The sequence below is a fragment of the Halococcus salifodinae DSM 8989 genome (assembly GCF_000336935.1).
GTDB lineage: Archaea > Halobacteriota > Halobacteria > Halobacteriales > Halococcaceae > Halococcus > Halococcus salifodinae.
Genome location: NZ_AOME01000070.1, coordinates 30,682 through 52,971, shown reverse-complemented (window position 1 = coordinate 52,971; position 22,290 = coordinate 30,682). Strand labels below are relative to the sequence as shown.

At 63.6% G+C, this 22,290-nt stretch carries 18 protein-coding genes and 1 pseudogene; 13 read left to right on the top strand and 6 right to left on the bottom strand.

Features of this window, described 5'->3' with window-relative positions; translation table 11 throughout:
* Positions 1-293: 293 nt before the first annotated feature.
* The 6 genes from C450_RS12925 to C450_RS12900 all read left to right on the top strand — a co-directional run bounded on the left by C450_RS12925 (position 294) and on the right by C450_RS12900 (position 6,754).
* A complete protein-coding gene (locus tag C450_RS12925; protein WP_005044117.1) occupies positions 294-1,736 on the top strand; it encodes an ABC transporter substrate-binding protein in 1,443 nt (480 codons plus the stop codon).
* Complete coding sequence (locus tag C450_RS12920) at positions 1,714-2,778, top strand: carbohydrate ABC transporter permease (protein ID WP_005044115.1); 1,065 nt, start codon at positions 1,714-1,716, stop codon at positions 2,776-2,778. The genes C450_RS12925 and C450_RS12920 overlap by 23 nt, the downstream gene beginning before the upstream one ends.
* 29 nt (positions 2,779-2,807) lie before the next feature.
* Positions 2,808-3,758, top strand: a complete 951-nt coding sequence (locus C450_RS12915) for a carbohydrate ABC transporter permease (RefSeq protein WP_005044113.1) — start codon at positions 2,808-2,810, stop codon at positions 3,756-3,758.
* A gap of 55 nt (positions 3,759-3,813) precedes the next feature.
* Positions 3,814-4,980, top strand: a complete 1,167-nt coding sequence (locus tag C450_RS12910) for an ABC transporter ATP-binding protein (protein ID WP_005044111.1) — start codon at positions 3,814-3,816, stop codon at positions 4,978-4,980.
* A gap of 44 nt (positions 4,981-5,024) precedes the next feature.
* Positions 5,025-6,179, top strand: a complete 1,155-nt coding sequence (gene dgoD / locus C450_RS12905; RefSeq protein ID WP_005044109.1) for a galactonate dehydratase — start codon at positions 5,025-5,027, stop codon at positions 6,177-6,179.
* Between the two features lie 149 nt (positions 6,180-6,328).
* Positions 6,329-6,754, top strand: coding sequence for a hypothetical protein (locus tag C450_RS12900; RefSeq protein WP_005044106.1), 426 nt, complete (start codon positions 6,329-6,331; stop codon positions 6,752-6,754).
* A gap of 46 nt (positions 6,755-6,800) precedes the next feature.
* Here the strand turns inward: C450_RS12900 and gfo6 are convergent, their stop codons facing one another.
* Positions 6,801-7,892: a D-xylose 1-dehydrogenase Gfo6 gene (gene gfo6, locus C450_RS12895; RefSeq protein WP_005044104.1), complete on the bottom strand. Its 1,092-nt coding sequence runs from the start codon at positions 7,890-7,892 to the stop codon at positions 6,801-6,803.
* Between the two features lie 143 nt (positions 7,893-8,035).
* Complete coding sequence (gene pyk / locus C450_RS12890; RefSeq protein WP_005044103.1) at positions 8,036-9,778, bottom strand: pyruvate kinase; 1,743 nt, start codon at positions 9,776-9,778, stop codon at positions 8,036-8,038.
* 307 nt (positions 9,779-10,085) lie between these two features.
* On the opposite strand from pyk, the gene C450_RS12885 reads away from it, so the two are divergent.
* A complete protein-coding gene (locus C450_RS12885) occupies positions 10,086-11,432 on the top strand; it encodes a glycerate kinase type-2 family protein (RefSeq protein WP_005044102.1) in 1,347 nt (448 codons plus the stop codon).
* 50 nt (positions 11,433-11,482) lie between these two features.
* On the opposite strand, the gene C450_RS12880 is transcribed toward C450_RS12885, so the two are convergent.
* Together C450_RS12880 and trmB are read right to left on the bottom strand one after the other, a co-directional pair.
* Positions 11,483-12,844, bottom strand: a complete 1,362-nt coding sequence (locus C450_RS12880; RefSeq protein WP_005044100.1) for a GntP family permease — start codon at positions 12,842-12,844, stop codon at positions 11,483-11,485.
* 291 nt (positions 12,845-13,135) lie between these two features.
* Positions 13,136-14,173, bottom strand: a complete 1,038-nt coding sequence (trmB, locus tag C450_RS12875; protein ID WP_005044097.1) for an HTH-type sugar sensing transcriptional regulator TrmB — start codon at positions 14,171-14,173, stop codon at positions 13,136-13,138.
* Positions 14,174-14,316: 143 nt separating this feature from the next.
* On the opposite strand from trmB, the gene C450_RS22440 reads away from it, so the two are divergent.
* From C450_RS22440 to C450_RS12860, 4 genes and pseudogenes are all read left to right on the top strand, one after another.
* The gene (locus tag C450_RS22440; RefSeq protein ID WP_005044095.1) at positions 14,317-14,487 is read left to right on the top strand and encodes a DUF7838 family putative zinc beta-ribbon protein; all 171 of its coding nucleotides are present in this window, start codon (positions 14,317-14,319) and stop codon (positions 14,485-14,487) included.
* Between the two features lie 565 nt (positions 14,488-15,052).
* Positions 15,053-16,045 (top strand): annotated as a pseudogene (locus tag C450_RS22995) (formylglycine-generating enzyme family protein).
* Between the two features lie 297 nt (positions 16,046-16,342).
* Positions 16,343-18,034: a SulP family inorganic anion transporter gene (locus C450_RS12865; RefSeq protein ID WP_005044091.1), complete on the top strand. Its 1,692-nt coding sequence runs from the start codon at positions 16,343-16,345 to the stop codon at positions 18,032-18,034.
* Positions 18,031-18,648 (top strand): GAP family protein, encoded by a 618-nt coding sequence (locus C450_RS12860; protein WP_049910207.1) that lies wholly within the window; start codon positions 18,031-18,033, stop codon positions 18,646-18,648. The genes C450_RS12865 and C450_RS12860 overlap by 4 nt, the downstream gene beginning before the upstream one ends.
* 176 nt (positions 18,649-18,824) lie before the next feature.
* On the opposite strand, the gene C450_RS12855 is transcribed toward C450_RS12860, so the two are convergent.
* Positions 18,825-20,129, bottom strand: a complete 1,305-nt coding sequence (locus C450_RS12855) for an APC family permease (protein ID WP_005044086.1) — start codon at positions 20,127-20,129, stop codon at positions 18,825-18,827.
* 198 nt (positions 20,130-20,327) lie between these two features.
* Here C450_RS12855 and C450_RS22700 point away from each other — a divergent pair, with 198 nt between their 5' ends.
* Both C450_RS22700 and C450_RS12850 read left to right on the top strand, forming a co-directional pair.
* Positions 20,328-20,639 (top strand): hypothetical protein, encoded by a 312-nt coding sequence (locus tag C450_RS22700; RefSeq protein ID WP_005044084.1) that lies wholly within the window; start codon positions 20,328-20,330, stop codon positions 20,637-20,639.
* A gap of 29 nt (positions 20,640-20,668) precedes the next feature.
* Positions 20,669-21,280, top strand: coding sequence for an HAD family hydrolase (locus C450_RS12850; RefSeq protein WP_005044082.1), 612 nt, complete (start codon positions 20,669-20,671; stop codon positions 21,278-21,280).
* Between the two features lie 95 nt (positions 21,281-21,375).
* Here the strand turns inward: C450_RS12850 and C450_RS12845 are convergent, their stop codons facing one another.
* On the bottom strand, positions 21,376-22,260 hold the full coding sequence (locus C450_RS12845; RefSeq protein WP_005044080.1) for a bile acid:sodium symporter family protein: 885 nt from the start codon (positions 22,258-22,260) through the stop codon (positions 21,376-21,378).
* Between the last annotated feature and the right edge of the window lie 30 nt (positions 22,261-22,290).

Below are 22,290 nucleotides of genomic sequence, written 5' to 3'. Positions count from 1 at the left end.
TTTGCCCTGTTCGATGCGGCGTAGCCGCATCGAGCTCGTGGAACATCGTTCCACGACGTTCGACTGAGCGAAGCGAGGTCGAACTATCGAATCCTCGACCAGTTCCGGGAGGACGAACGGACTCGGTCAGTTCTGTGAATTCTGGTAGATTACTGAGTGAAGTCGCCATCGCTCCACTGAGCATCGACAGCGATACGGCTCGTGTCGAGCGATTTTTGCGAGTGAACTCGTGCGTGAGTAAAGCTTGCGAAAGCGTTTTACACTTCTGTTACGGACGATGGTACGGATTTACGATGATGAAGGATTCGGACCCGGGACAGTCACGGCGGTCGTACCTGAAGCGCGCAGCGCTAGCAAGCACCGTCGGCATGGCCGGTCTCGCCGGCTGTACGGGCGGCGGTGGCGGCGATGACAACGGCAGCGGTGGTAACGGTAGTGGCGGTGGCAACGCCAGCAGCGGGAGCGGAAGCAGCGGGAACGGCAGCGGTGGCAACGGCAGTAGCTCCAATGGAAGCAGTAGTGGCGGCAGTAGCGGAAGCCTCACCGTGTTGCACGGCTGGACCGGCGGTGACGGCGCGACGGCCCTCGAAAACCTCGTCGAGGGGTTCGAAGAGGCCAACCCCGACGTCAGCGCGAACTTCCAGGCGATCGGTGGCGGTGGCAACACCAACCTCGACACCACCATCTCCAACCGCGCCCAGAACGAAAACCTCCCCACGTCGTGGGCGGACTGGCCGGGGCTCAACCTCGTTCCGTTCACCGAGGCCGGACTCCTCGCTGACGTCGGCGAGAACGTCTGGACCGACGATCTCCGGAACAACTACTCCCAGGAAGCCAAAACCTACTCCCAGGTCGGCGAAGAAGCCGGCTCGATCGGGAGCGGTCCCTACGTCGCGGTCCCGATCGGCTCCCACCGGATGAACGACCTGTTCTACAACGTCTCGGTGGTCGAAGAAGCCGGCGTCGACCCCACGAGCTTCTCCGAGCCGGCGGACCTCCTCGCGGCGATGAAGACCGTCGAGGAGGAAACCGACGCGGTCGGGATGGCCCAAGGTCTCCAAGCCCCCTTCACCACGCTCCAGCTCTGGGAGGTCGTGATGCAGGGTCAGGCGGGCTACCAGCCGTTCATGGACTACATCAACGGCGAGGGTGACGAACAGGCCGTGCGCTCGGCGTTCGAGATGGTCAACAACTACTTCGATCACATCAACCAGAACGCCTCCAGCGTCGGGTTCACCCAGGCGAACCAGCTGATCATGAACGGCGAGGCCGCGTTCATGCACCAGGGCAACTGGGTGGCCGGCGCGTACCGCAACCAGGAGGGCTTCGAGTACGAGTCCGACTGGAACAACGTCTCCTTCCCCGGCACCGACGACATGTACGGGCTGCATCTCGACTCGTTCCCGATGGCAGCCAGCGCGGGCGATTCCGGGGCCGCACAGGCGTGGCTCTCGTACGTCGGCACGCCCGACGCGCAGGTCCGCTTCAACCAGTTCAAGGGGTCGATCCCGCCGCGGACCGACGTGCCGACCGACGAGTTCGATCCCTACCTCACCCAGACCATCGAGGACTACAACAACGTCTCGAACAAGCCGCCGACGATCGCTCACGGTCTCGCGGTGCTGCCGGACGTCCACAGCGAGATCGACGGCGTGATCACCGATTCCTTCCTCGGCTCGGGAGACCTCGACGCCGCAACTCAGGGGATGCTCGATGCCGTCTCCGGATCGAACTGACGACGATCGGTCGGTGCGATCGAGGCTTCGTGGGTTCGGCGAGCGGCTCACCCCCGGCTCCGACGACCGATCGAGCGACGACGCACACGCGGTCCGCACCGATGGCGGTGCGACCGTGAGCGGCGGCTCCAGTTCGACCGCCACGAGCCGATCGGGATGGCTCCGATCGCTCCGAAAGAGCGGGTTCGTCAGTTCGCTGCCGTTCTGGCTCCCGCCGTTCCTCCTGATGGGGCTGTTCGTCTACGGCGCGATCGGGTGGAACTTCCTCATCTCGCTCACCGACATGGAGGGGTTCGGCGATCCCGAGTACACCTCGCTGGATTTCGAGCAGTACACCGAGCTGTTCGCGAGCCAGACGTTCATCGACGCCGCGCGCAACACGTTCGTGCTGCTCGTCGCGTTCACGATCCTGTGTATCGTGCTCGGGCTCGTGCTCGCGATCCTGCTCGATCGGACGATCCGCTTTCAGAACACGTTCCGGACGCTGTACCTCCTGCCGTTCAGCCTCTCCTTTGTGGTGACGGCCCAGCTCTGGTCGTGGATGTACGACATCGAAAACGGGATCGTCAACTCGATTCTCGGCGTCGTCGGGCTCCAACCCGACTGGATCGGCAATCCCCAACTGGTGCTCGGCGCGGTGATCTTCGCGCTGGTCTGGCAGTTCAGCGGCTACACCATGGTGGTCTTCCTCGCGGGGCTCCAGACCATCCCCGACGAGCACTTCGAGGCCGCACGCATCGACGGCGCGAGCACCGTCAAGATGTACTGGCGGGTGATCGTGCCCCAGCTCCGCGGCTCGATGATCAGCGCGCTCGTCGTGTTGATGATCGCGGCGCTCAAGGCGTTCGACTTCCTCTACGCGCTGTTCGGCCAGTACCGGCCGGCTGCGGGGGCCGACATCCTCGCGACGTTCATGGTCCGAGAGGCGTACTCGAACCAGAACTGGGCGTACGGCTCGGCGATCGCGATCGTGCTCTACGTGCTCGCGTTGCTGGTCGTGATCCCGTATCTCTACAGCCAGTACCGGCGGGGTGAGCTATGACCGATCGAACCGACGGAAACAGAACAGCAATGACCGACGGCGGCACGACGATGACCGACGGGGGAACCGCAACGGGCGGCTCGACCCTCGACAACATGCGCGATTCCATCAGCTGGTGGCGGATCGCGCTCTACGCGGCGCTCACGGTGATCGGGGTGTACTTCCTCATCCCGATCGAGGCAGGGCTGGTCACGTCGTTCAAAACCGGCGAGTCGGTCATCCGCACCGCGCCGTACGCACCGCCGGGACCAGGCGGATTCACGCTCGACAACTGGGCGGGGGCGTTCGACGCGCTCGCGCCCGGCCTCGTCAACAGCCTCATCATGACGATCCCGGCGACGGTGCTCGGCGCGCTGTTCGGCAGCCTCGCGGCCTACGGGCTGACCCAGATCAGCTGGCGCGGCCAGATCCCGATCCTCGCGCTGTTCGTCGCCGGCGTGTTCATCCCCTACCAGGCGGTGTTGGTGCCGCTCTCGCAGTTCTGGTCGATGATCCCGCTCGAAGAGCTGCTGTCACCGCTGTGGGCGCTGCCGTTCTTCCATCCCTACCAGACCGATCTCGTCGAGCTGATTATCACCCACACGGCGTATGGAATCCCGATCTGTACCGTGCTATTCAGAGGATACTACGTCGGGCTCTCCGAGGAGATGATCGAGGCGGCCCGGCTCGACGGCGCGAGCGCGTTCGGGATCTACCGGCGGGTGGTGCTGCCGCTGTCGGCCCCGATGTTCGCGGTGACGCTGATCTATCAGTTCACCCAGATCTGGAACGAGCTACTGTTCGCGCTGATCCTGATCGGTGGCGCGGGCTCGCCCGCCGCCCCGGTGACGCTCTCACTCGTCGGGCTCGGCGCAAGTCTCGAAGGCATCGACTTCGGCCTCCGGATGGCCGGCGCGTTCCTGACCGCGCTGCCGACGCTGCTGGTGTTCATCATCTTCGGCGATCAGTTCGCCCGCGGCGTCGCGGGAGGCGGAACATGACGCGATCACGACCCACGACACCCATGACACACGATACGCGACGGAGGAGAGACTGATGGCTGAACTCACGCTCGATCACGTGACGAAACGCTTCGCGGACGGCGGCGATATCGTCGCGGTCGACGACGTCTCGGCCGACATCGACGACGGCGAGTTCATCGTCCTTGTCGGCCCGTCGGGCTGTGGGAAATCGACCACGCTCCGGATGATCGCGGGGCTCGAAACCGTCACCGAGGGGACGATCACCCTCGACGGCCAGGCGATCAACGACCGCCAGCCCGCCGATCGGGACATCGCGATGGTGTTCCAGAGCTACGCGCTCTACCCCCACATGACCGTGCGCGAGAACATGAGCTTCGGGCTCGAAGAGAGCACGGACATGCCCGACGACGAGATCGGAGACCGCGTCGAGTCCTCCGCCGAGATGATGGGGATCGGTCGCCTGCTCGATCGTAAGCCAGGCGAGCTCTCGGGTGGCCAGCAACAGCGGGTCGCGCTCGGCCGGGCGATCGTCCGCGATCCCGCCGTCTTCCTGATGGACGAACCCCTCTCGAACCTCGATGCGAAGCTGCGCTCGCAGATGCGGACCGAGCTCCAGCGCATCCAGGAGGATCTCGGCGTCACCACCGTGTACGTCACCCACGACCAGACCGAGGCGATGACGATGGGCGATCGGATCGCGATCCTCGACGACGGCCGACTCCAGCAGGTCGCCACTCCCCTGGAGGCCTACCACGAACCCGCGAACCAGTTCGTCGCGGGCTTTATCGGCGAACCCTCGATGAACTTCTTCGAGACCACCGTCGAGAACGGTCAGTTGGTCGGCGACGGGTTCGAGTACCCCCTTTCCGAGGAGACCCAGGATTCGATCGGCGATTCCGACCGCGTGACGCTCGGCGTGCGGCCCGAGGACATCGAACTCGTCGATACGGCTGAGAGCGATCACGACTTCCGAACGGTGGTCGACGTGGTCGAACCGGTCGGCAGCGGCAACAACATCTACCTCGCGTTCGAGGACAACGCCGAAGAGGCGTCCGAACTCGACATGGACGAGTCCCGCACGTTCGTAGCGACCATCGGCGGGCTCCGGCGTGTCGAGGCGGGTCAGCCCGCGATCGCACGGCTCCCCGAGGACGCGATCCATCTCTTCGACGCCGAGACCGGCGAGGCGCTCCGCAACCGGAAACTCGACGACGTCGAAACGGTCGAACCGCAGCTCTGAGCCGCGACAGTCGGCTTTTTCCCCGGTCGCCACGACCGGCGAACGTGAGCGAAATCACCGACTACGAACTGTTTGCCGTCCCGCCGCGCTGGCTATTTTTGCGAGTCGAGACCAGCGACGGCCGGGTCGGCTGGGGCGAACCCGTCGTCGAGGGACGGGTGCGCACGGTCGAAACGGCCGTCGAGGAACTGTTCGAGCAGCACCTACTCGGCGCGGATCCCGCCCCGATCGAGGATCACTGGCAGGCGATGTACCGCGGCGGATTCTACCGCGGCGGACCCATACTCATGAGTGCGATCGCGGGCGTCGATCAGGCGCTCTGGGATCTCAAGGGCAAGCAACTCGGCGCGCCGGTGTACGAACTCCTCGGCGGCCCGGTCCGCGATCGAATGCAGGTGTACGGCTGGATCGGCGGCGATCGTCCCTCCGATGTGGCCGACGCCGCACGCGAACGGGTCGAGTCGGGCCTCGACGCGCTCAAGATGAACGCCACCGCCGAGTTCCGCCGGATCGAGACGCCGGCTGCGGTCGCGGCCGCGGGCGACCGACTCGCCGCGGTGCGTGAAGCCGTCGGTCCCGAGGTCGGGATCGGCGTCGACTTCCACGGTCGAGTCGCGAAACCGATGGCCAAACGGCTCGTGAGCGCGCTCGAACCGCACGAACCGATGTTCGTCGAGGAGCCGGTGCTGCCCGAACACGACGATCATCTGCCCGAGATCGCCGATCACACCACGATCCCGATCGCGACCGGCGAACGGCACTACACCCGCGAGGACTTCCGCCCCGTGCTCGAAGCCGGCGGCGTCGACGTGATCCAGCCCGACCTCTCCCACGCCGGCGGGATCACCGAGTGTCGGAAGATCGCGTCGATGGCCGCGGCCCACGACGTCGCACTCGCGCCCCACTGCCCGCTCGGTCCGATCGCGCTCGCGTCCTGTCTCCAGGTCGACGGCTGTTCGCACAACGCGCTCATCCAGGAACAGAGCCTCGGCATCCACTACAACGAGGGCAGCGACGTGCTTGACTACCTCGCTGACCCGTCGGTGTTCGAGTATAGCGACGGGTACGTCGATCTCCCCGAGGAGCCGGGGCTCGGCATCGCAGTCGACGAGGAGCACGTCCGCGAGCAAGCCGGTAGGGTCGACGACTGGCACAACCCCGTCTGGCGGCACGACGACGGCAGCGTCGCGGAGTGGTAACGGGCGGGACGCTCATAGGAATCGTTGTACGTCATATCGGTATGCCGTCGACACAAAGTCGGCGGCTACCAGTAACCAGTTGGTCGCGCCGCAGAACCCGTTAGAATTGGTGGTCAAGTTATTTATAGAAAGAGCGTAAATGAGCTACTATGAGTTATGCCAACGCCCCCATCCTCTTCGGTCGCAACCAGCACCGTACCCGACAGGTTCTCGTCCTCGCTGCGGTTACTTTCTTTGCAAGTCTTGTGGTGTACACGGGTTTTCCGGTATATGAAGGTCTTCCGTTCACGTTTCTGTTGATTGTGCCTTCTATTCCGCTGTTAGCAGGCGCTGTGGCGCTAGTCACTGCCTACCTCAACGACGGTCTTCTCGTGAGTGCATTGGTGCCAGTTATGGCCGTAATCGGGCTGGAGTTCTCACTGGGTATCTGGCTCTATTTTGATCTCGTTCCGAGTTATGACCCAGCCGGGTTTGGTTTCGTACCCACACTCCTTGCTCTTGCCTTCGGAATTGGTGTCAGCGTAGCCGCCGTTGGGGCTACCACACGACGAGTTGTAACCTACATCAGTTCGTGAAGTACCGACGGTTTCGAGATGGGGCCGACCAGTTACACCAACCCTATCAGTGCTCGCCAGCCACGTCGACGACGTCGCCGGTTTCACCCGCTTCGTAGATCGCGCGCAGGATCTTCATGTCGGCCAGGCCGTGCTCGCCGTCGGGATGGGGTTCCTCGCCGGCGAGCACCCGATCGGCGAAGTAGGTAAACTCCTCGGTCATCTGGTCGCGCTGGTCGAAATCGAAGGTGGCGTCGAGGTCGCCTCGGCGGATCCGCAGCCGGCGGGGTTCGTCGGGGAAGAAGACGGGGTCGAGTTCGAGTTCGCCCTCCGTCCCGGTGATCTGGAGGTGGCTCGATCGCGCGGCATTCTGGCTCGCGGTACACGACGCCGTCACGCCGTCCTCGAAATCGAGCCGGAAGCTCGCGCGCTCGTCGGGGACGTCCGCGAACGCGTCGTGAGCCGAGTGCATCCGGGCGGACACCGAGACGGGATCGGCGTCGAGCACGAATCGTGCGGTGTTGAGCGGGTAGATTCCGAGGTCCATCACGCTCGCGCCGTAGCCCGCGAGGTCTGGATCGAGCCGCCAGTGGTTCGGGTCGTCGAACATGTCGAGGAGCCGCTGGGTCATCGCACCGTGGACCCCGACGACGTCGCCGATGAACCCCGATCTGACGAGTTCGCGCGCCCGCCGGACCGCCGGCTCGGTGTGCATCCGGTAGGCGATCATCAGCGTGGCGTCTTCGCAGGCCGCGACCAACTCCTCGGCGCGCTCGACGGTGGCTTCCATCGGTTTCTCACACAGGATCGCTTTGTCGAGGGCGGCCGCGGTCTCTGCGTACTGGAGATGGAGCGCGTTCGGCGTGGCGATGTACACCGCGTCGTAGGCTTCGCTCGCCGCGCCGTCGTGGAACTCGTCGTAGGTCAGGCCGTGCTCGACGGTTTCGTGGGTCTCGGCGAGGTCGGTTGCGCGCTCCTTCGAGCTGCTGACGACGACCGTTGTCTCACAGAGTTCGGAGTCGGTGACGGCGGGCATCGCCATCTCCTTCGTCCACCACCCGAGGCCGATCATCGCGAATCGCACAGTCCCAGACGCGTCCGACCGCCAGTCGCGTGCGGTGAACCCGTCGAACAGCTCGTCGAGTGAGCCGTCAATCATCGTTCACCGCGAGAGGGATCGTCCCCAGCGGGCGGTCGTCGGTCGGTACGAGCGAATGTGAGATGTGTCGTATCGTGTGTCATGATGAACGGTCGCGTGCAGCGTAGTGATCGGGCGAACGGTGTTGCGCGACGAACGAGCAGTTATCCGCCGACGCTCCCCTCGTAGACGACGCCGCGGCCAGCATCGAGCGTGACGTGATCGCCCTCGTCGACGTCGGACAGTGAGACGTTCGAGACCATCGGGAGACCGGCCTCGCGCGCGACGATCGCGGGATACCCCGTGACGCCCTCGTGGGCGCTGACGATCCCCCCGAGCCGGGTGGGGTCGCCGTCGAACTCGTCGTCGAAGTCGGCGGAGAGGGACAGGATCGTCCCTTCGGAAAGCCCGGTGAGATCGCCGTCCACAGTACGAGAGAGCGGTCCGGAGACCCGGCCATCGACCACCGAACGGCCCGTCGCGAGGATCTCGGCCGCGACGTGGACCTTGAGCGTGTTGGTGGTGTTCGCGCCTTCGAGATCGGTCATCATCCCGGCGAGCACCACCACCGTGTCGCCCGCATCGGCGACGCCCGCGTCGAGTGCGGTCTGGACCGCATTGCGGATCACGGCGTCCACGCTTTCGTTCGGTCCCGTCAGCGGCGCGTGCCGCGGGATCACCCCTGCCACGAGGCCGAGCCGTCGACGTACCTGATCGTCGGGCGTCACCGCGACCACCGGCACGTCGGGGCGGTACTTCGCGGCCTTTCGTGCCGTATAGCCCGACTCGGTGGCCGCCACCACCGCCGCGGCGTCGATGTCGCGGGCGAGATACCGTGCGGATCGTGCGAGCGCGCCGGTCCGGGAGTCGCCGGGTTTGGGCACCATCCGCTCGATACCCTCGGCATACTCGGCGCTGCCTTCGATCTCGCCGACCAGCCCCTCCATCGCTTCCACGACCCGCACGGGATGGTCGCCGACCGCGGTCTCACCCGAGAGCATCACCGCATCGGTGCCGTCGAGCACCGCGTTCGCGACGTCGGAGGCCTCGGCGCGGGTCGGGCGGCGCGCGTGCGTCATCGAATCGAGCATCTCGGTCGCGGTGATGACCGGCACTCCAGCGTCGTGACACCGGCGGATGATCCGCTTTTGGATCAGCGGCACTTCTTCGAGGGGGCACTCCACACCGAGATCGCCGCGGGCGACCATCACGCCGTCGGCCGCCTCGACGATCCCGTCGAGGTTCGCCACCGCGTCGGCGCGCTCGATCTTCGCGATTACCGGGATCTCGGCGTCGCGTGCTTCGAGCGCCTCGTTCACGGCGTACACGTCGTCGGCGCTCCGGACGAAACTCGCGGCGACGAAATCGACGTTGGCGTCGGCGGCGAGATCGAGTTCGCGCCGGTCGTCCTCGGTGGGGACGTCGAGCCCGAGATCCACGCCGGGGACGTTGACGCCCGCGCGCCCGCCGAGTGGCCCGCCCGAATCGACGCGCGCACGCACTGCGGTCCCCTCGCTTTCCGCGACGGTGGTCTCGATCCGTCCGTCGTCGAGCAACACCCGATCGCCGGGCTCGACGCCCGCGATCGGCGTCGAGAGACCGACTTCTTCGGGGGTCGCGGTCTCGCCCGGGACGAACCGAATCTCCGATCCCGTCGCGAGCTCGATCGATTCGTCGAGCGGCGCGGTCCGGATCTCGGGACCGGGGAGATCGAGCAGCGTGGCGACCGACGCGTCGCTCGTCGCGTCGACGTCGCGGACCCGCTCGATGAGGGTCGCTCGGTCGTCGGTCGAGCCGTGGCTGGCGTTGAACCGCGCGAGCGCCATGCCGGCGTCGGCGAGCGCCGCGACGGTTTCGCGCGACTCCGAGGCGGGACCGAGCGTACAGACGATTTTCGTTGTATGCATGGTTCTCCGGACGTTTCTACACTCGAAGCGAGGTACGTGATGCCATCGGATGAACCCCACGCATCGACGCGTCCCACCACCAGGGAGATCGATCGACGAAGGACGTGCCGACAGTCGCCGTTCTCACAGACCACGGCTGCACTCTCTCGGCCCAACGTTGGGCCGAGAGTCGCCGAGTGGCGTGAAAACGCACACGACTACCAGAACTCGACGAAGCAGCGCTGCCACGAGGTGCTTCCGGAGGCGGGGTCGGTGACGGGCGAATCGAGTCGGAGCGTCTTTAGGAATTCCGTCGGACTACAGCGGTATGACTCGTGATGACGCCCCGATCGAAGCTGCCACGCCACGAGCGGTCGCACGGTCGTGTATCGACGCCGGAGTCGAAGCGGCGCACCCGGCGACGGTCGTCGAAGACGCTGTTTCACTCACCGAAGACGGCCTCGAGATCGACGGGGCGGTCTACGATCTCGCCTCGTACGACGACGTCCTCGTTCTCGGCGGTGGAAACGCCGCCGGAAAGGTCGCCGCCGCGCTCGAATCGATACTCGGTGACCGACTAACGGGTGGTGTCGTCGTGACCGACGTCCCGGAACCGCTGTCGACGATCGATGTCGTCACCGGCAGCCACCCGACGCCGAACGAACGAGGAGTCGCCGGTGCGGAGCGAGTTCTCGCTCACGCCACCGGCGCGACGGCTGACACGCTCGTTCTCGGCGTCATCACGGGCGGTGGGAGTGCGCTGCTTCCGGCACCGGCCGGCGACGTCACGCTCGCCGACCTCCAAACGGTCACGGACGACTTGCTCGGGACCGGTGCGACGATTCACGAGATCAACGCCGTACGGAAGCATCTCTCGGCGATCAAGGGCGGCCGACTCGCGGCGGCTGCGGCACCGGCGACCGTCGTGGGACTCCTGCTCAGCGACGTCGTTGGCGACGATCTCGACGTCATCGCGAGCGGTCCGTTGGTCCCGGATAGCTCCACGTACGCCGACGCGCTCGACGTCATCGATCGCTACGACGTGACACTACCACCTCGTGCGGAACGTCACCTCGAACGCGGCACCGAGGGCGATCTCGCCGAGACCCCAACGCCCGACGCCGACGCTTTCGCGCGGGTGGAGACACACGTCCTCGCGAACGGGCTCACGGCACTCCGGGCTGCCGCCGATACGGCCGCCGACCACGGCTACACGCCGCTCGTCCTCAGTTCGCGCGTGCGCGGCGAGGCACACGAGGCGGCCAAAACCCACGTCGGGATCGCAGAGGAGATCCGCGCGACGGGAACCCCACTCGACCCACCGGCGGTCGTCCTCTCGGGCGGTGAGACCACGGTGACGCTGTCCACCGGAAGCGGTGCCGGCGGGCCGAACCAGGAGTTCGCGCTCAGTGCGGCGATCGAACTCGACGCCGATGGTATCGTCGTCGGGAGCGTCGACACGGACGGGATCGACGGTGCGTCCGACGCGGCCGGTGCCATCATCGACGCGAAGACAGTCGATGGAACGACGAAAGAAGCACGGGCAGCGCTGGCTTCGAACGAGGCCGCCCCGTTTCTCGAGGCTGCCGATGCGCTCGTCGAAACCGGTCCGACAGGAACGAACGTGAACGATCTGCGGGTACTCGTCGTCGACGATACCGAAGCGACGAACTGAGTCGAGTTCGTGACGGCCGTTCGCCTGGCCCTACCGTACCCGAGTGGCGATCAGCCGAGCATGCCGACGATGTTCTGGAGGACGACGATCCAGACGATACTCGAGAGACCGAGGACGAGCGTTCCGGCCGTCCAGGCCTGGTAAGCGGTCGCGGTTTCCATGTCGGAGAACTCGGTGATGATCCAGAAGTACGAGTCGTTGGCGTGGCTGACCGTCATGCTACCGGCACCGATGGCGAGGACGGCGAAGACGCGTCCCCACTGGGACGCGAGGCCGAGCGAACCGAGGAGCGGGGCGACGAGGCCTGCGGTGGTGAGGATGGCGACCGTCGACGATCCGAGCGCGGTTTTGAGGGCGGCGGCGGTGACGAACGCGGCGAAGAGACCGATACCGAGTCCGCCGAACGTGTTGCTGATGAAACCCTCGAGCGGGAGCGCCGAGAGCACGTTGCCGAAGGCTCCGCCAGCGCCGGTGACCGCGACGATGACGGCAGCGTCGGTCAGACCGTCACTCACCCACTCGTCGGTGACTTCGTCGGTGATCTCGGGGACGACTGCGAAGCTCGCGAAGGCACCGATGATGAGCGCGACGGCCGGGTCGCCGAAGAACAGCAACCAGTCCTGGAGCGCTCCGGCGACGAAGGCGGGATCGTCAGCGCTGGGGTACGAAGCGATACTACCGATCGTGATGAGGACGATGGGCAGGAGAATGGGGGTGAACGATCGCGCCGGCGACGGAAGGGTGCCGTACTCCTCCTTGACGTCGTCCATCGTCATGTCCGGATCCGGATCGATGTGGTAGCGAGAAGCGACGGTCGTCGCCCACTTCGCCCCGACGAACGTGATGGGGACGCTCACGGCGATCCCAGCGAGCATGACGAGGCCGACGTCGGCACCGAGAATGCCGGCGGCGGCGATGGGGCCGGGCGTCGGTGGAACGAACACGTGAGTGACGTACAGACCACTGGCGAGGGCGACACTGATGGTCGCGAGCGAGAGCTTCGAGCGCTCCGCGAGCGATCGCCCCAGACCGGAGAGGATGACGTACCCCGAGTCACAGAAAACGGGGATGCTGACGAGGCTGCCGGTAACCGCCATGACCTCGGCGGTGTTGTCCTCGCCGATGAGACCGAGGATGGTGTCCGCGATGACGATCGCCGCACCGGAGCGTTCGAGTGCCTTTCCGATGATGGTGCCGGCGAGGATGACGATGCCGATATACCCGAGAACGTTACCGAAGCCGTCAGTGACGAGCGTGGCCGCGTTCGTCGGATCGAGGCCAGCGATGAGGCCGGTCGCGTACGCAGCGACGAGGAGCGTGAGGAAGGCGTGGAGATTGAGTTTCGCCGTTGCGAAAACGATGAACGCAACTGCTGCGAGCAGCAACAGTATCAGCGGTAGTCCTGTGAGCATTTCCCGATACACCACCGATCTGGGGTATATAAATTCTATGTGTTTTTGTGAACATTATTGATGGGCACAAATAACTTACACGAACAACATTGTTCGTGTTCGATGGTCGTGGATGGTCCCGGGTTATGTCGAGGTCGGGTCAGGGGAATATGCATCCCAGTCGAACGATAGTTTCGAACGTCTCTACAGACTATCGCGATATATCGCGGAGAGGCACCGATTTTCAGAAGCTAACGTGAGATCCACGTCCTATCAGGAATTCGAATGTTCGACGTGGAGAGCTTGCGTCCATCAATTCTGTTCGACACGAAGTTCGTGGGCCTCGACGTCCTCGAAGGCAGCGACCCGACCGCCGACCGTCACCGTGCCGTCGTCGGTGTCGATGGTGAGGGTGGCGGTCAGGCCGGTCTCGTCGCGGGCGACCTCGCGCACTGTTCCGGACACCGTCCGTGGCTCGCCGGTAGCGGTGTCCCGGCCCTCAACCGACACGGTGAACGGTCCCTCGCCATCGTCGAGATCCGCCACACACCGCCGGATCGAGGCGTATCGGCGGGGGAACGTCCGGTCGTCGCCGTCGTCGAGCACGGGCTCGGCGGTGGTCCAGAGGAGCGTGTTGAAAAACCCCGAGACCAGGAAGCCGAGCTCCGAGCGGTCGAACACCACGCCGTACCGCTCGCGGTTCCACGCGATCGCGTCCTGGGTGGCGTAGACCGCGTGTTCGCCGTCGCCGACCGCGATCACCGGGGTCGTGACGCCCTCGCGTGCCCGGACGGTGGTGGCGATCGACGCGTAATCGTACTCTTCGGCAGCTGGGGCGTCGGCAGTGGGGGTGACGAGGAGTTCGGTGGCGACGTTCGCGCGCTGTCGGTCGGCGAGTCGATCCTCGAATCGGCCGACGAGATCGGGCGTCAGTGAGAGGATGAGTTCGTACTCGGCCTCCTCGATCACGCTCTCGATGTGTCGGAGGATGGTCGAGCGGGATTTGATGAGCGAGGCGGCCTCGGCGTCACGGGCGGGCGCGGTGTAGTGGGTCCGGAGGTCGTCGATGAGCGTGTCGAGGGAGTCGTGGACTCCCCCGAACGCCGTCTGGGGATCGACCGCGAGCACCTCGATGGGGCGAGACTCCCGGAGTTCGACGAGACCGCGCTCGCCGAGGCTCCGAACGGTGTCGTACACCCGTGGTTGGGGGATATCGGTTCGGTCGGCGATCTCCGAGGCGGTCAGTCGACCGTGTTCGAGCACCACGAGATAGGCGTCGGTCTCGTACTCGTTGAGGTCGAATCGCTGGTTCACCCGGTCGAGTGCGCCGGCGAGATCGTCCGAGACCATTGTCACCACCCACATCGTACACCCAATTGAGTACTGTGGTTCACCGTACGCCGCCACCCGTTCGGTATATCAGAATGGAGTGTATCGTGGTGAGTGGCCAGCGAACCAGTACATTGAGGGGGGATGGTTCCCAAACCGGCCTCATGAGTCTCGAACGCGACCACGACTGCCCGACCTGTGACGAGGAGCGAACGTTCTATCGCGCCGCGAGCACGATGGTCCGGCTCGGCGAGAAAGTGAAGTGGCGCTGTCCGGACTGTGAGTACAGCTTCGTCACCATCGGCGACGACGTCGACTCCAGCGCGACAGCGTAGCAGGCACTCCTCTTCCTGTCATCCTTCGGATACCATCCGTATTGAACAAGCAAGTAATCGGATCGATCCAGGGTTCGGCCGTCGAAGTGCTGGGTCGGTAGTTTCCTCCACAACCGCCCGAGGCAGTTGCGCCGACACACGACGAGCGCGCAGCTCGGTGAGCGAACGATCGAATGAACATTGTTGGGCCAGCATCCACCTAATAAATCGTATGAAGCAATACGAAACGAGCTCGAAAATCGTCCGTCCGACGCATCGCTGATCGACTGGCTGGTCGGTGATTCGCCAGCGGATTCGACCCGAGGTTTCGAACAGGAATCAGTGCTGTAACATCCCAACCGCGGAATATGTCGAAGAACGCCGAATACGGCGTGCCAACGCGGCCGATTTGGAACTTCGTAGTGTCCAGTTGAAATATAATTGAGACTACTGATCCGCGATCACTCGGAATCCCGGCCCATATCGGGATGATGTTGCTGTCACAGTATCTCTGACAGCGGTCGTACGGGTTACACATTCGTGACAGCGAAAAACTTGAAGCTGGTTCGAAACGAACAGGACGAGGATGACACACGATTCGGACACACGAACGAAAACGGCAACAGACGAAACGCCACCGGGAGAGCCGCCGGAACCGGAGATGGAGTGGATACCCGGCGGAACCGTTCTGATGGGTTCCGAGGAGTTCTACCCGGAGGAACGGCCGATCCGGGAGTCTTCGGTCGACGGCTTCTGGATGAATCGCACGCCGACCACGAACCGGGAGTTCGCCGCGTTCGTCAACGACACTGGCTACACGACGGTCGCCGAGCGCGATCCCAACCCCGAGAACTATCCCGGGGCAGACCCGGACGCCCTCGTTGCGGGGTCAGCGGTGTTCCGACAGCCTGGTGGACCGGTGAACCGTCGCGACCCGAGCCAGTGGTGGGAGCACGTTCCGGGTGCGGATTGGCGACATCCGCTCGGACCGGACAGCGACATCGAGGACAGAATGGACCATCCGGTGGTTCACGTCGCCTACGAGGACGCAGAGGCGTTCGCCGAGTGGGTTGGCAAGACCCTCCCGACGGAGGCCCAGTGGGAACGTGCCGCTCGTGGAAGGCTGGAGGGGACGCGATTCGTCTGAGGTGACGAACACGTTCCCGATGGACAGCTGATGGCGAACACCTGGCAGGGCGAGTTCCCACACGAGAACAAAGCACTCGACGGCTACGAGCGCACCTCGCCCGTCGGATCGTTTCCGGCGAACGAATTCGGACTGTATGACATGGCAGGGAACGTCTGGGACTGGACCCAAGACTGGTACAGTGCCGATCCTCCCACCAGTGAGCCCGAGGCATCGTGCTGCACGCCGGCTAATCTCCGTACCGTCACCGAGGAGCAGAGTGTCGATCCGAGAGACCCGTCCGAAATCCCTCGGAAAGTGCTGAAAGGTGGCTCGCACCTCTGTGCGCCGAACTACTGCTTCCGATACCGACCCGCCGCCCGGTATCCGGAACCAATCGATACCTCGACCAGCCACGTCGGATTCCGATGTGTCGCCCCAGTCGAGGAGTGACTGCTCGATCCAGCCCGCTCAACCGTTCGGCAGTGAAATTATCGCTATTTGGAATTTCCTGAATCTAGTGATACGGATAGATCAGCTAGGAAGACGTACCACTTCGTATGGTTCAGATACTGAATCGAATGAGACGAGACCGCGGCTTCCACGAAGGGCCAAGCGGCCGTGACCGAGAGCGGGAACGGTACAAACTCTTCGATGAGGGCGTAAACCGTGGCACGCGAGTTAGCGTTGGCTGGCGACCGGATTCGTTGCTCGATTCGACTCATGACAACCGATAGTCTTCCGGAGCGAATGAAGCACTCCGTGGAGTCGGCACTCCCGATGATGGAGTGGCTTCCGGAATACGATCAGTCCTGGATCCGACTCGACATCGTGGCGGGAATCACGGTCGCGGCTGCGGTCATTCCGGAGAGTTTGGCGTACGCCTCACTGGCGGGATTGCCTCCTCAGACAGGACTGTACGCCGCATTGCTGGGGGCCATAACGTACGTTTTCCTCGCTTCGTCCCGGCAAGTGATCGTCGGTCCGACCTCGGCGCTCGCCATCCTCCTCCTGGCCGGCGTCGGCCCCATCGCAGCGTCGAACGGGATCACGTACCCCGCCGCCGTCGCTGTGACGACTCTCCTCGTCGGCATCATCAGCATCGCCGCATGGGTCTTCCGGCTCGGTCACCTCGTCAACTTCATCTCCGGGTCAGTGCTCACCGGGTTTTCGACGGGTGCGGCGCTGTACATCATCTCCACACAACTCGGGAAACTCTTCGGCATCGAGGGCGCTGACGGTACTTTCTTCGAGCGATTCTGGTTCATTCTCAGCCACCTGAACGAGGCACAGTCCACGACGGTCATCGTCGGCCTCCTCTCGATTGGCCTTTTGCTCCTGGGAGAACGATTCCAGCGAGTACCCACCGCCCTGGTCGTCGTCATCCTGGCTATCGTCACGTCGTCGGTGCTCGATCTTCAGGCACAGGGTGTCGCCGTCGTCGGGGACCTACAGAGCGGGCTTCCGACGCTCACGGTCCCGCCCGTCCCCGAGGTCGGGGTCGTGGGGGCACTCACTCCGGTGGCGTTCGCGCTCTTCATCCTCTCGTACGTGCAGGGCATCGGTGCCGTCCAGACGTTTGCCCGTCGGAACGGGTACAGAGCTGACCCCGATCAGGAACTCCTGGCCGACGGTGCCGCGAACGTCGCCGCCGGCCTGTTCGGTGGGTTCGCCGTCGGCGGGAGTATGTCTCGGTCGGCGCTCAACGACTCCATGGGCGGAAAATCCCAGGTCGTCAGCGCGGTGGTCGCCGCCGTCCTCGTCGTCGTTCTCCTGTTTCTCACGGGAGTGTTCACGACACTCCCGGACGCCACTCTGGCAGCGGTCGTCACCGTCGCCGTCCTCGGTCTCATCGACGTTGCGGAGATGAAGCGACTCCGACAGGTCACCCGGAGCGAGTTCGCCATCGCGTCCGCGACGCTGTTGGGGGTGCTCGCGCTGGGGATGGTCTGGGGCGTGTTCATCGGCGTCGGCCTGTCGCTGCTTCACATGATCTCGCTCGTTAGCAACCCAAAGACGGAGGCTCTCGGTCGGTTTCCGGACAGCAACCACTTCATCAACCCGAAGAGACATCCCGAAGCGGTCGAGGATTCCGGCGTGCTCGTCTACCGCGTCGACGCCGAGTTGTTCTACGCGAACACGAACGTCGTACAGAACGACCTCGAAGCGCGCATCGAAGCACACGACTCGCCAGTCGATCTCGTCGTCTTCGATCTCTTCTCCTCACCGATCGTGGACTACGCGGCCGCAGAGTTCTTCGGCGATCTCCGGAGCGATCTCGCTTCCCAAGGGATCGACCTCCGCATCGCGGGTGCGAACGAACAGGTCGTGGAAATGCTAAATGCCGTCGGCTTGAACGAGGAACTCGGTGGCGTCCGCGAGGACGAGACGATCGCGTCGACCATCGATCGGTGGCGACGCGAGGAGGGAGTACCGTCGTGAGCTTCCTCACGGTTCTCCCATTGGCGGTCGTGATGATTGCCGGCCCACAGATACTGAGCGCCATCTTCCTCGCCACGAGTGAGGGATGGCAGCGCAATTCCGGCGTGTTCGTCTTAGGTGCAGCGCTCTCGATATCACTCGTGGTCGCTGCTACGTTCTTCTTGGGGGTCGGCGCTACCGGTCAGGGGCTGTCGGGGGGAACACTCAACGTCATCATCTTGGTGCTCCTCCTGATCGCCATGGTCCGCACGTTCCTAGGGCGTGGGCAATCGGAACCCCCGAAGTGGATGGGGCGACTCCAGGCGGCCACACCGCAGTTCTCGTTCCGGCTCGGCTTCTTGCTGCTCGGATTCTTTCCAACCGACATCATCACCTCCGTCACCGTCGGCTCCTATCTCGCCGCCCACGACTTTCCGCTGACGGACGCCATTCCGTTCGTTCTCGTCACGCTGGTGTTGCTGGCGTCTCCGTCACTCGGTATGGTAGTGCTCGGAGAACGCGCGGAAGCCATCCTCCCAAAGATTCGAGACTGGATGAACACGAACTCGTGGATCGTCAGCGAGGTAGTCATCCTCTTTTTCGTCGCCAGCATCCTGAACGGCCTTCTGGGATAGGTGGGGCGGCTGGCAGCGCATCGGTGGATTCTGCATGGGTCATCAATGATGCTCCATACGTGGTCGCCTTCTTCACCATGGCACGGAGCAAGACCACATACTGACGCCAGTTATAGTGCCGTTTGGAGTGTTTCGACGGATAGCGGGCAACTACCCTGCCGAAGAACAGCACCTCGTCAGAGTCGCTGCTTGACATTCCGTGCTTCAGCAAGAATCGGCTCCCGGTCGAAATACAGCAGTTCCATGGCGACGGCTGCAATCGAGATCCCGACCACTGCCACGAACACCTCCGGTTCGGTTGTGACGAGGTTATACAGTAGCCCGACGATGGTGGCGATCGCACCCAGACAGCCGATCGCGGGGATTAGTGCCGACACGAACGATGTCCGTTCGAGGAACGCCAGCAGGCTAAATCCGCCGAAGATCGTGATGAACGACAGTGAGGCGAACGAACTGATCCCGTCGAGACCACCGAGACCGCTCAGCAACGCCGTCAGTACGCCGAGAACGAGCAGCGGACGGGTCGGGTCGTCGTCGACGCCACGGAGTTGGCTCGGGAGCAGATCGTCCGCAACGAGCATCCGCGTCAGTCGGGACGCACTGAACAGCGTCGCGTTGAGCGCACTCCCGGTCGAGAACAGTGCCGCGATCGAGATCAACACGAAGCCGAACTGGCCGAGGAACGGTTCCGCAGCAACCGCGAGCGCGGTTTCTGCGTTTCGTTGAATGACCTCCGTGCTCACGAGGTTCGTCGTCACGACGGCCACGATCACGTAGAGTGCGGTCACGAACACGATCGAGCCGTAGATCGCCTTCGTGATCGTCTCCTGGGGGTTTTCGATGTTTTCCTGGTCGAACAACAGGAGCTCCCAGCCTTCGAACGCGACGAAGCCGATGCTGGCAGCCAGCAGCGTGCTCACTTGCAGGTCCTCGAGACCGGAACTGATCAGTCCTCGCTGGAACCCATAATAGAGCCCACCGAAACCGAAAACAAGCAGAATGAGCACTTTGAGACCGACGAGTATGTTTTCGGTGCGTCCCGACGCGTGTGCCCCGCCGAGGTTGAGACCGACGAACACGACGATAACGAGCAGCGTGATGACCGGTTGGAGCGGAAGGCCTGCGACCGCGTCCGCACCGATCAGTTCGGTGAAATATCCTCCGAACGAGTAGGCGTACAGCGACATCGTTCCGACGTATCCGGTGATGAACGTCCAGCCGGTCATGCCCGCGAGCGTCGTGCTACCGGTGAATTGTTCGATATAGGCGATCGGGTTCAACTGGCCTTCTGATCGCGCGTTGAGCCGTAACGCCGAGTAGCCAGCACAGATGGCGACGACGCCCGACGCGACGAACGCGATCCACGTAGCGGTACCAGCTTCGACAGCTACGACCCCGAGCACAGCGAAGATCCCACCGCCGACCATTCCACCAATGGCCATCGAGAGTGCCTCGCTGAGAGTGATTTGGTCGGACGCCATACTGTACCAATACCCATGACTGTGTTGAGGCTTAGTGTGTTCGGTGGAACAATTATCTAGTTTACAATATCAGCGATGAGGCGTGAAAGGGTGCTGATCCACGTATCGAATCCGAATCAGAAGTATTTCATTCCACCATAATCAGGACAAAACAAATCGAGCGTGATTATTAACTTTCGGAACCAGTAACCGAACGAGATGAACGATCAGTCTACACGTCCACTTCCGTCTTGGAATGACAGCGAAGCCAAACAGTCCATCCTCACGTTCGTGGAGAAGGTGACGACGACGGACTCCCCCGATTTCGTGCCGCCCGCCGAACGCATCGCCACGTTCGACAACGACGGCACGCTGTGGGTGGAGCAGCCGACGTACACCCAACTCGCCTTCGCGATGGACCGGATCAAAGCGCTGGCACCCCAGCACCCGGAGTGGAAGACCACACAGCCATTCAAAGCGGTGCTTGACGACGATCTCGAGGCGTTGGCGGCGGGGGGAAGAAAGGACTGATCAAACTGATCGTGGCCTCGCACGCTGGCATGAGCACGGCCGAGTTCGAGGAGATCGTGACCGACTGGCAGGACGAGGCGCGCCATCCACGCTTCGAGCGGCGCTACACCGAATTGGTCTATCAGCCGATGGTCGAGCTGCTCGCGTTTTTGCGGGCCAACGAGTTCAAGACATACATTTTCTCCGGCGGTGGCGTCGAGTTCATGCGGCCGATGACTGAGGCGGCCTACGGGGTTCCACCCGAGGAAGTGGTGGGATCGACGATCGAGACCCGCTATGAGGTCCGCGACGGCGAACCGGTGTTGATGCGCTTGCCCGAGATCGATTTCATCGACGACGAGGCAGGCAAGCCGATCGGCATCCACAAGTTCATCGGCAGGCGGCCGATCGCGGCGTTCGGTAACTCCACCGGAGACCGCGAGATGCTCGAATGGACCGGTGCGGGCAGCGGTCCGCGGTTGATGATGTTGCTGTTCCACGACGACGACGAGCGCGAGTATGCGTACGGTTCGGCCAAAGGACTGGCGGACCCCATGCTCGGCGCATTTCCCCCGTCGCTGATGGAAACGGCCGAGGAGAAAGATTGGATCGTTGCGAGCATGAAGGACGACTGGAACCAGGTTTTCGCTTTCGAATCGTGAGATCCCCTGTGCCGTGAACGACGGGACTCTCGCTGAACCACGAGAAGGATTGGAGCGACAAGACCGAACAACGAACAGTCGTGTGGTCAGTCGGTTCAGTCTTCGACAGTCATTCTCTCACGCTCCGGGCTCTCGGTGCTCGGAGCAGTGCGTCGGCCGAGTTCGCCACCGAGCGGTAACAGGACGACCAGCATCAACATTGCGCCGACGATCAGCACGACGAGCACGTTCGGGTCAGCAAAGTTCTGCGCGCCGACGACCAGCGCGGCCGAGACGTTGCGTTGGGCCGTCCCGAGACTCATCACCGACCGATTGTCGACCTCCGTCCCACCCAGCGCCCACCCGATGGCGAACGAGGCGACGATGAACAACAGCAGGGCGAGGATCACGCCGGTCCCGATCACGCTCAGAACCGTCTGAAAGTTCAGGACTAGCATCAGGACGACCAGAAGGATCAGCGCCGTACTCGACGTCTGGTTGACTGCAGGCTGGACGGAGTCGGCCACGTCCGAGTAGCGGGCCTTGACAACCAGACCGATGGCGAGCGGGATGAGCATCAAGACCACGAGCGAACTCGCGATGTCGAGGGGAGCGACCTCGACACCGGGCAGCAACAACGGGAGCACCACCGGGACGTACGCGACGGTGACTACCATCAACAGGACCATCAGCCCGACGCCGAAGGCGAGGTTGCCCTTTGCGGTCTCCACGAGCTTGGGCAGAAACGGGGCACCGGCCGCGGTCGCCAGCAGTATCAGTCCGATGGACTGGGCTTGCGAAAGGGGAATCACGACGAGAATGGCGTAGGCGAGGACAGGCACGAGAACGAAGTTCGCCAAAAGCGCCGTCGCGACTCGGCGCAGGTCTCGCAAGGGGGCGAGGATCTGTGCAACCGTCAGGTTCAGCCCCATCGCAAGCATGCTCGTCACGACGAAGACCAGCACCGACAGCCGCGCGAGGGATTCGAGGACTACCGCCACGGTGAATCCTCTCGTGTCGAGCCCGTGACT

Coding starts and splice junctions, on each gene's coding strand:
- C450_RS22700 (WP_005044084.1), top strand. CDS start 20,328: ATGAACGATCAGTCTACACGTCCACTTCCGTCTTGGAATGACAGCGAA.
- pyk (WP_005044103.1), bottom strand. CDS start 9,778: ATGCATACAACGAAAATCGTCTGTACGCTCGGTCCCGCCTCGGAGTCG.
- C450_RS12885 (WP_005044102.1), top strand. CDS start 10,086: ATGACTCGTGATGACGCCCCGATCGAAGCTGCCACGCCACGAGCGGTC.
- C450_RS12925 (WP_005044117.1), top strand. CDS start 294: ATGATGAAGGATTCGGACCCGGGACAGTCACGGCGGTCGTACCTGAAG.
- C450_RS12910 (WP_005044111.1), top strand. CDS start 3,814: ATGGCTGAACTCACGCTCGATCACGTGACGAAACGCTTCGCGGACGGC.
- C450_RS12915 (WP_005044113.1), top strand. CDS start 2,808: ATGACCGACGGCGGCACGACGATGACCGACGGGGGAACCGCAACGGGC.
- C450_RS12855 (WP_005044086.1), bottom strand. CDS start 20,129: ATGGCGTCCGACCAAATCACTCTCAGCGAGGCACTCTCGATGGCCATT.
- gfo6 (WP_005044104.1), bottom strand. CDS start 7,892: ATGATTGACGGCTCACTCGACGAGCTGTTCGACGGGTTCACCGCACGC.
- C450_RS12880 (WP_005044100.1), bottom strand. CDS start 12,844: ATGCTCACAGGACTACCGCTGATACTGTTGCTGCTCGCAGCAGTTGCG.
- C450_RS12900 (WP_005044106.1), top strand. CDS start 6,329: ATGAGTTATGCCAACGCCCCCATCCTCTTCGGTCGCAACCAGCACCGT.
- trmB (WP_005044097.1), bottom strand. CDS start 14,173: ATGGTCTCGGACGATCTCGCCGGCGCACTCGACCGGGTGAACCAGCGA.
- C450_RS12850 (WP_005044082.1), top strand. CDS start 20,669: ATGAGCACGGCCGAGTTCGAGGAGATCGTGACCGACTGGCAGGACGAG.
- C450_RS12920 (WP_005044115.1), top strand. CDS start 1,714: ATGCCGTCTCCGGATCGAACTGACGACGATCGGTCGGTGCGATCGAGG.
- C450_RS22440 (WP_005044095.1), top strand. CDS start 14,317: ATGAGTCTCGAACGCGACCACGACTGCCCGACCTGTGACGAGGAGCGA.
- C450_RS12865 (WP_005044091.1), top strand. CDS start 16,343: ATGAAGCACTCCGTGGAGTCGGCACTCCCGATGATGGAGTGGCTTCCG.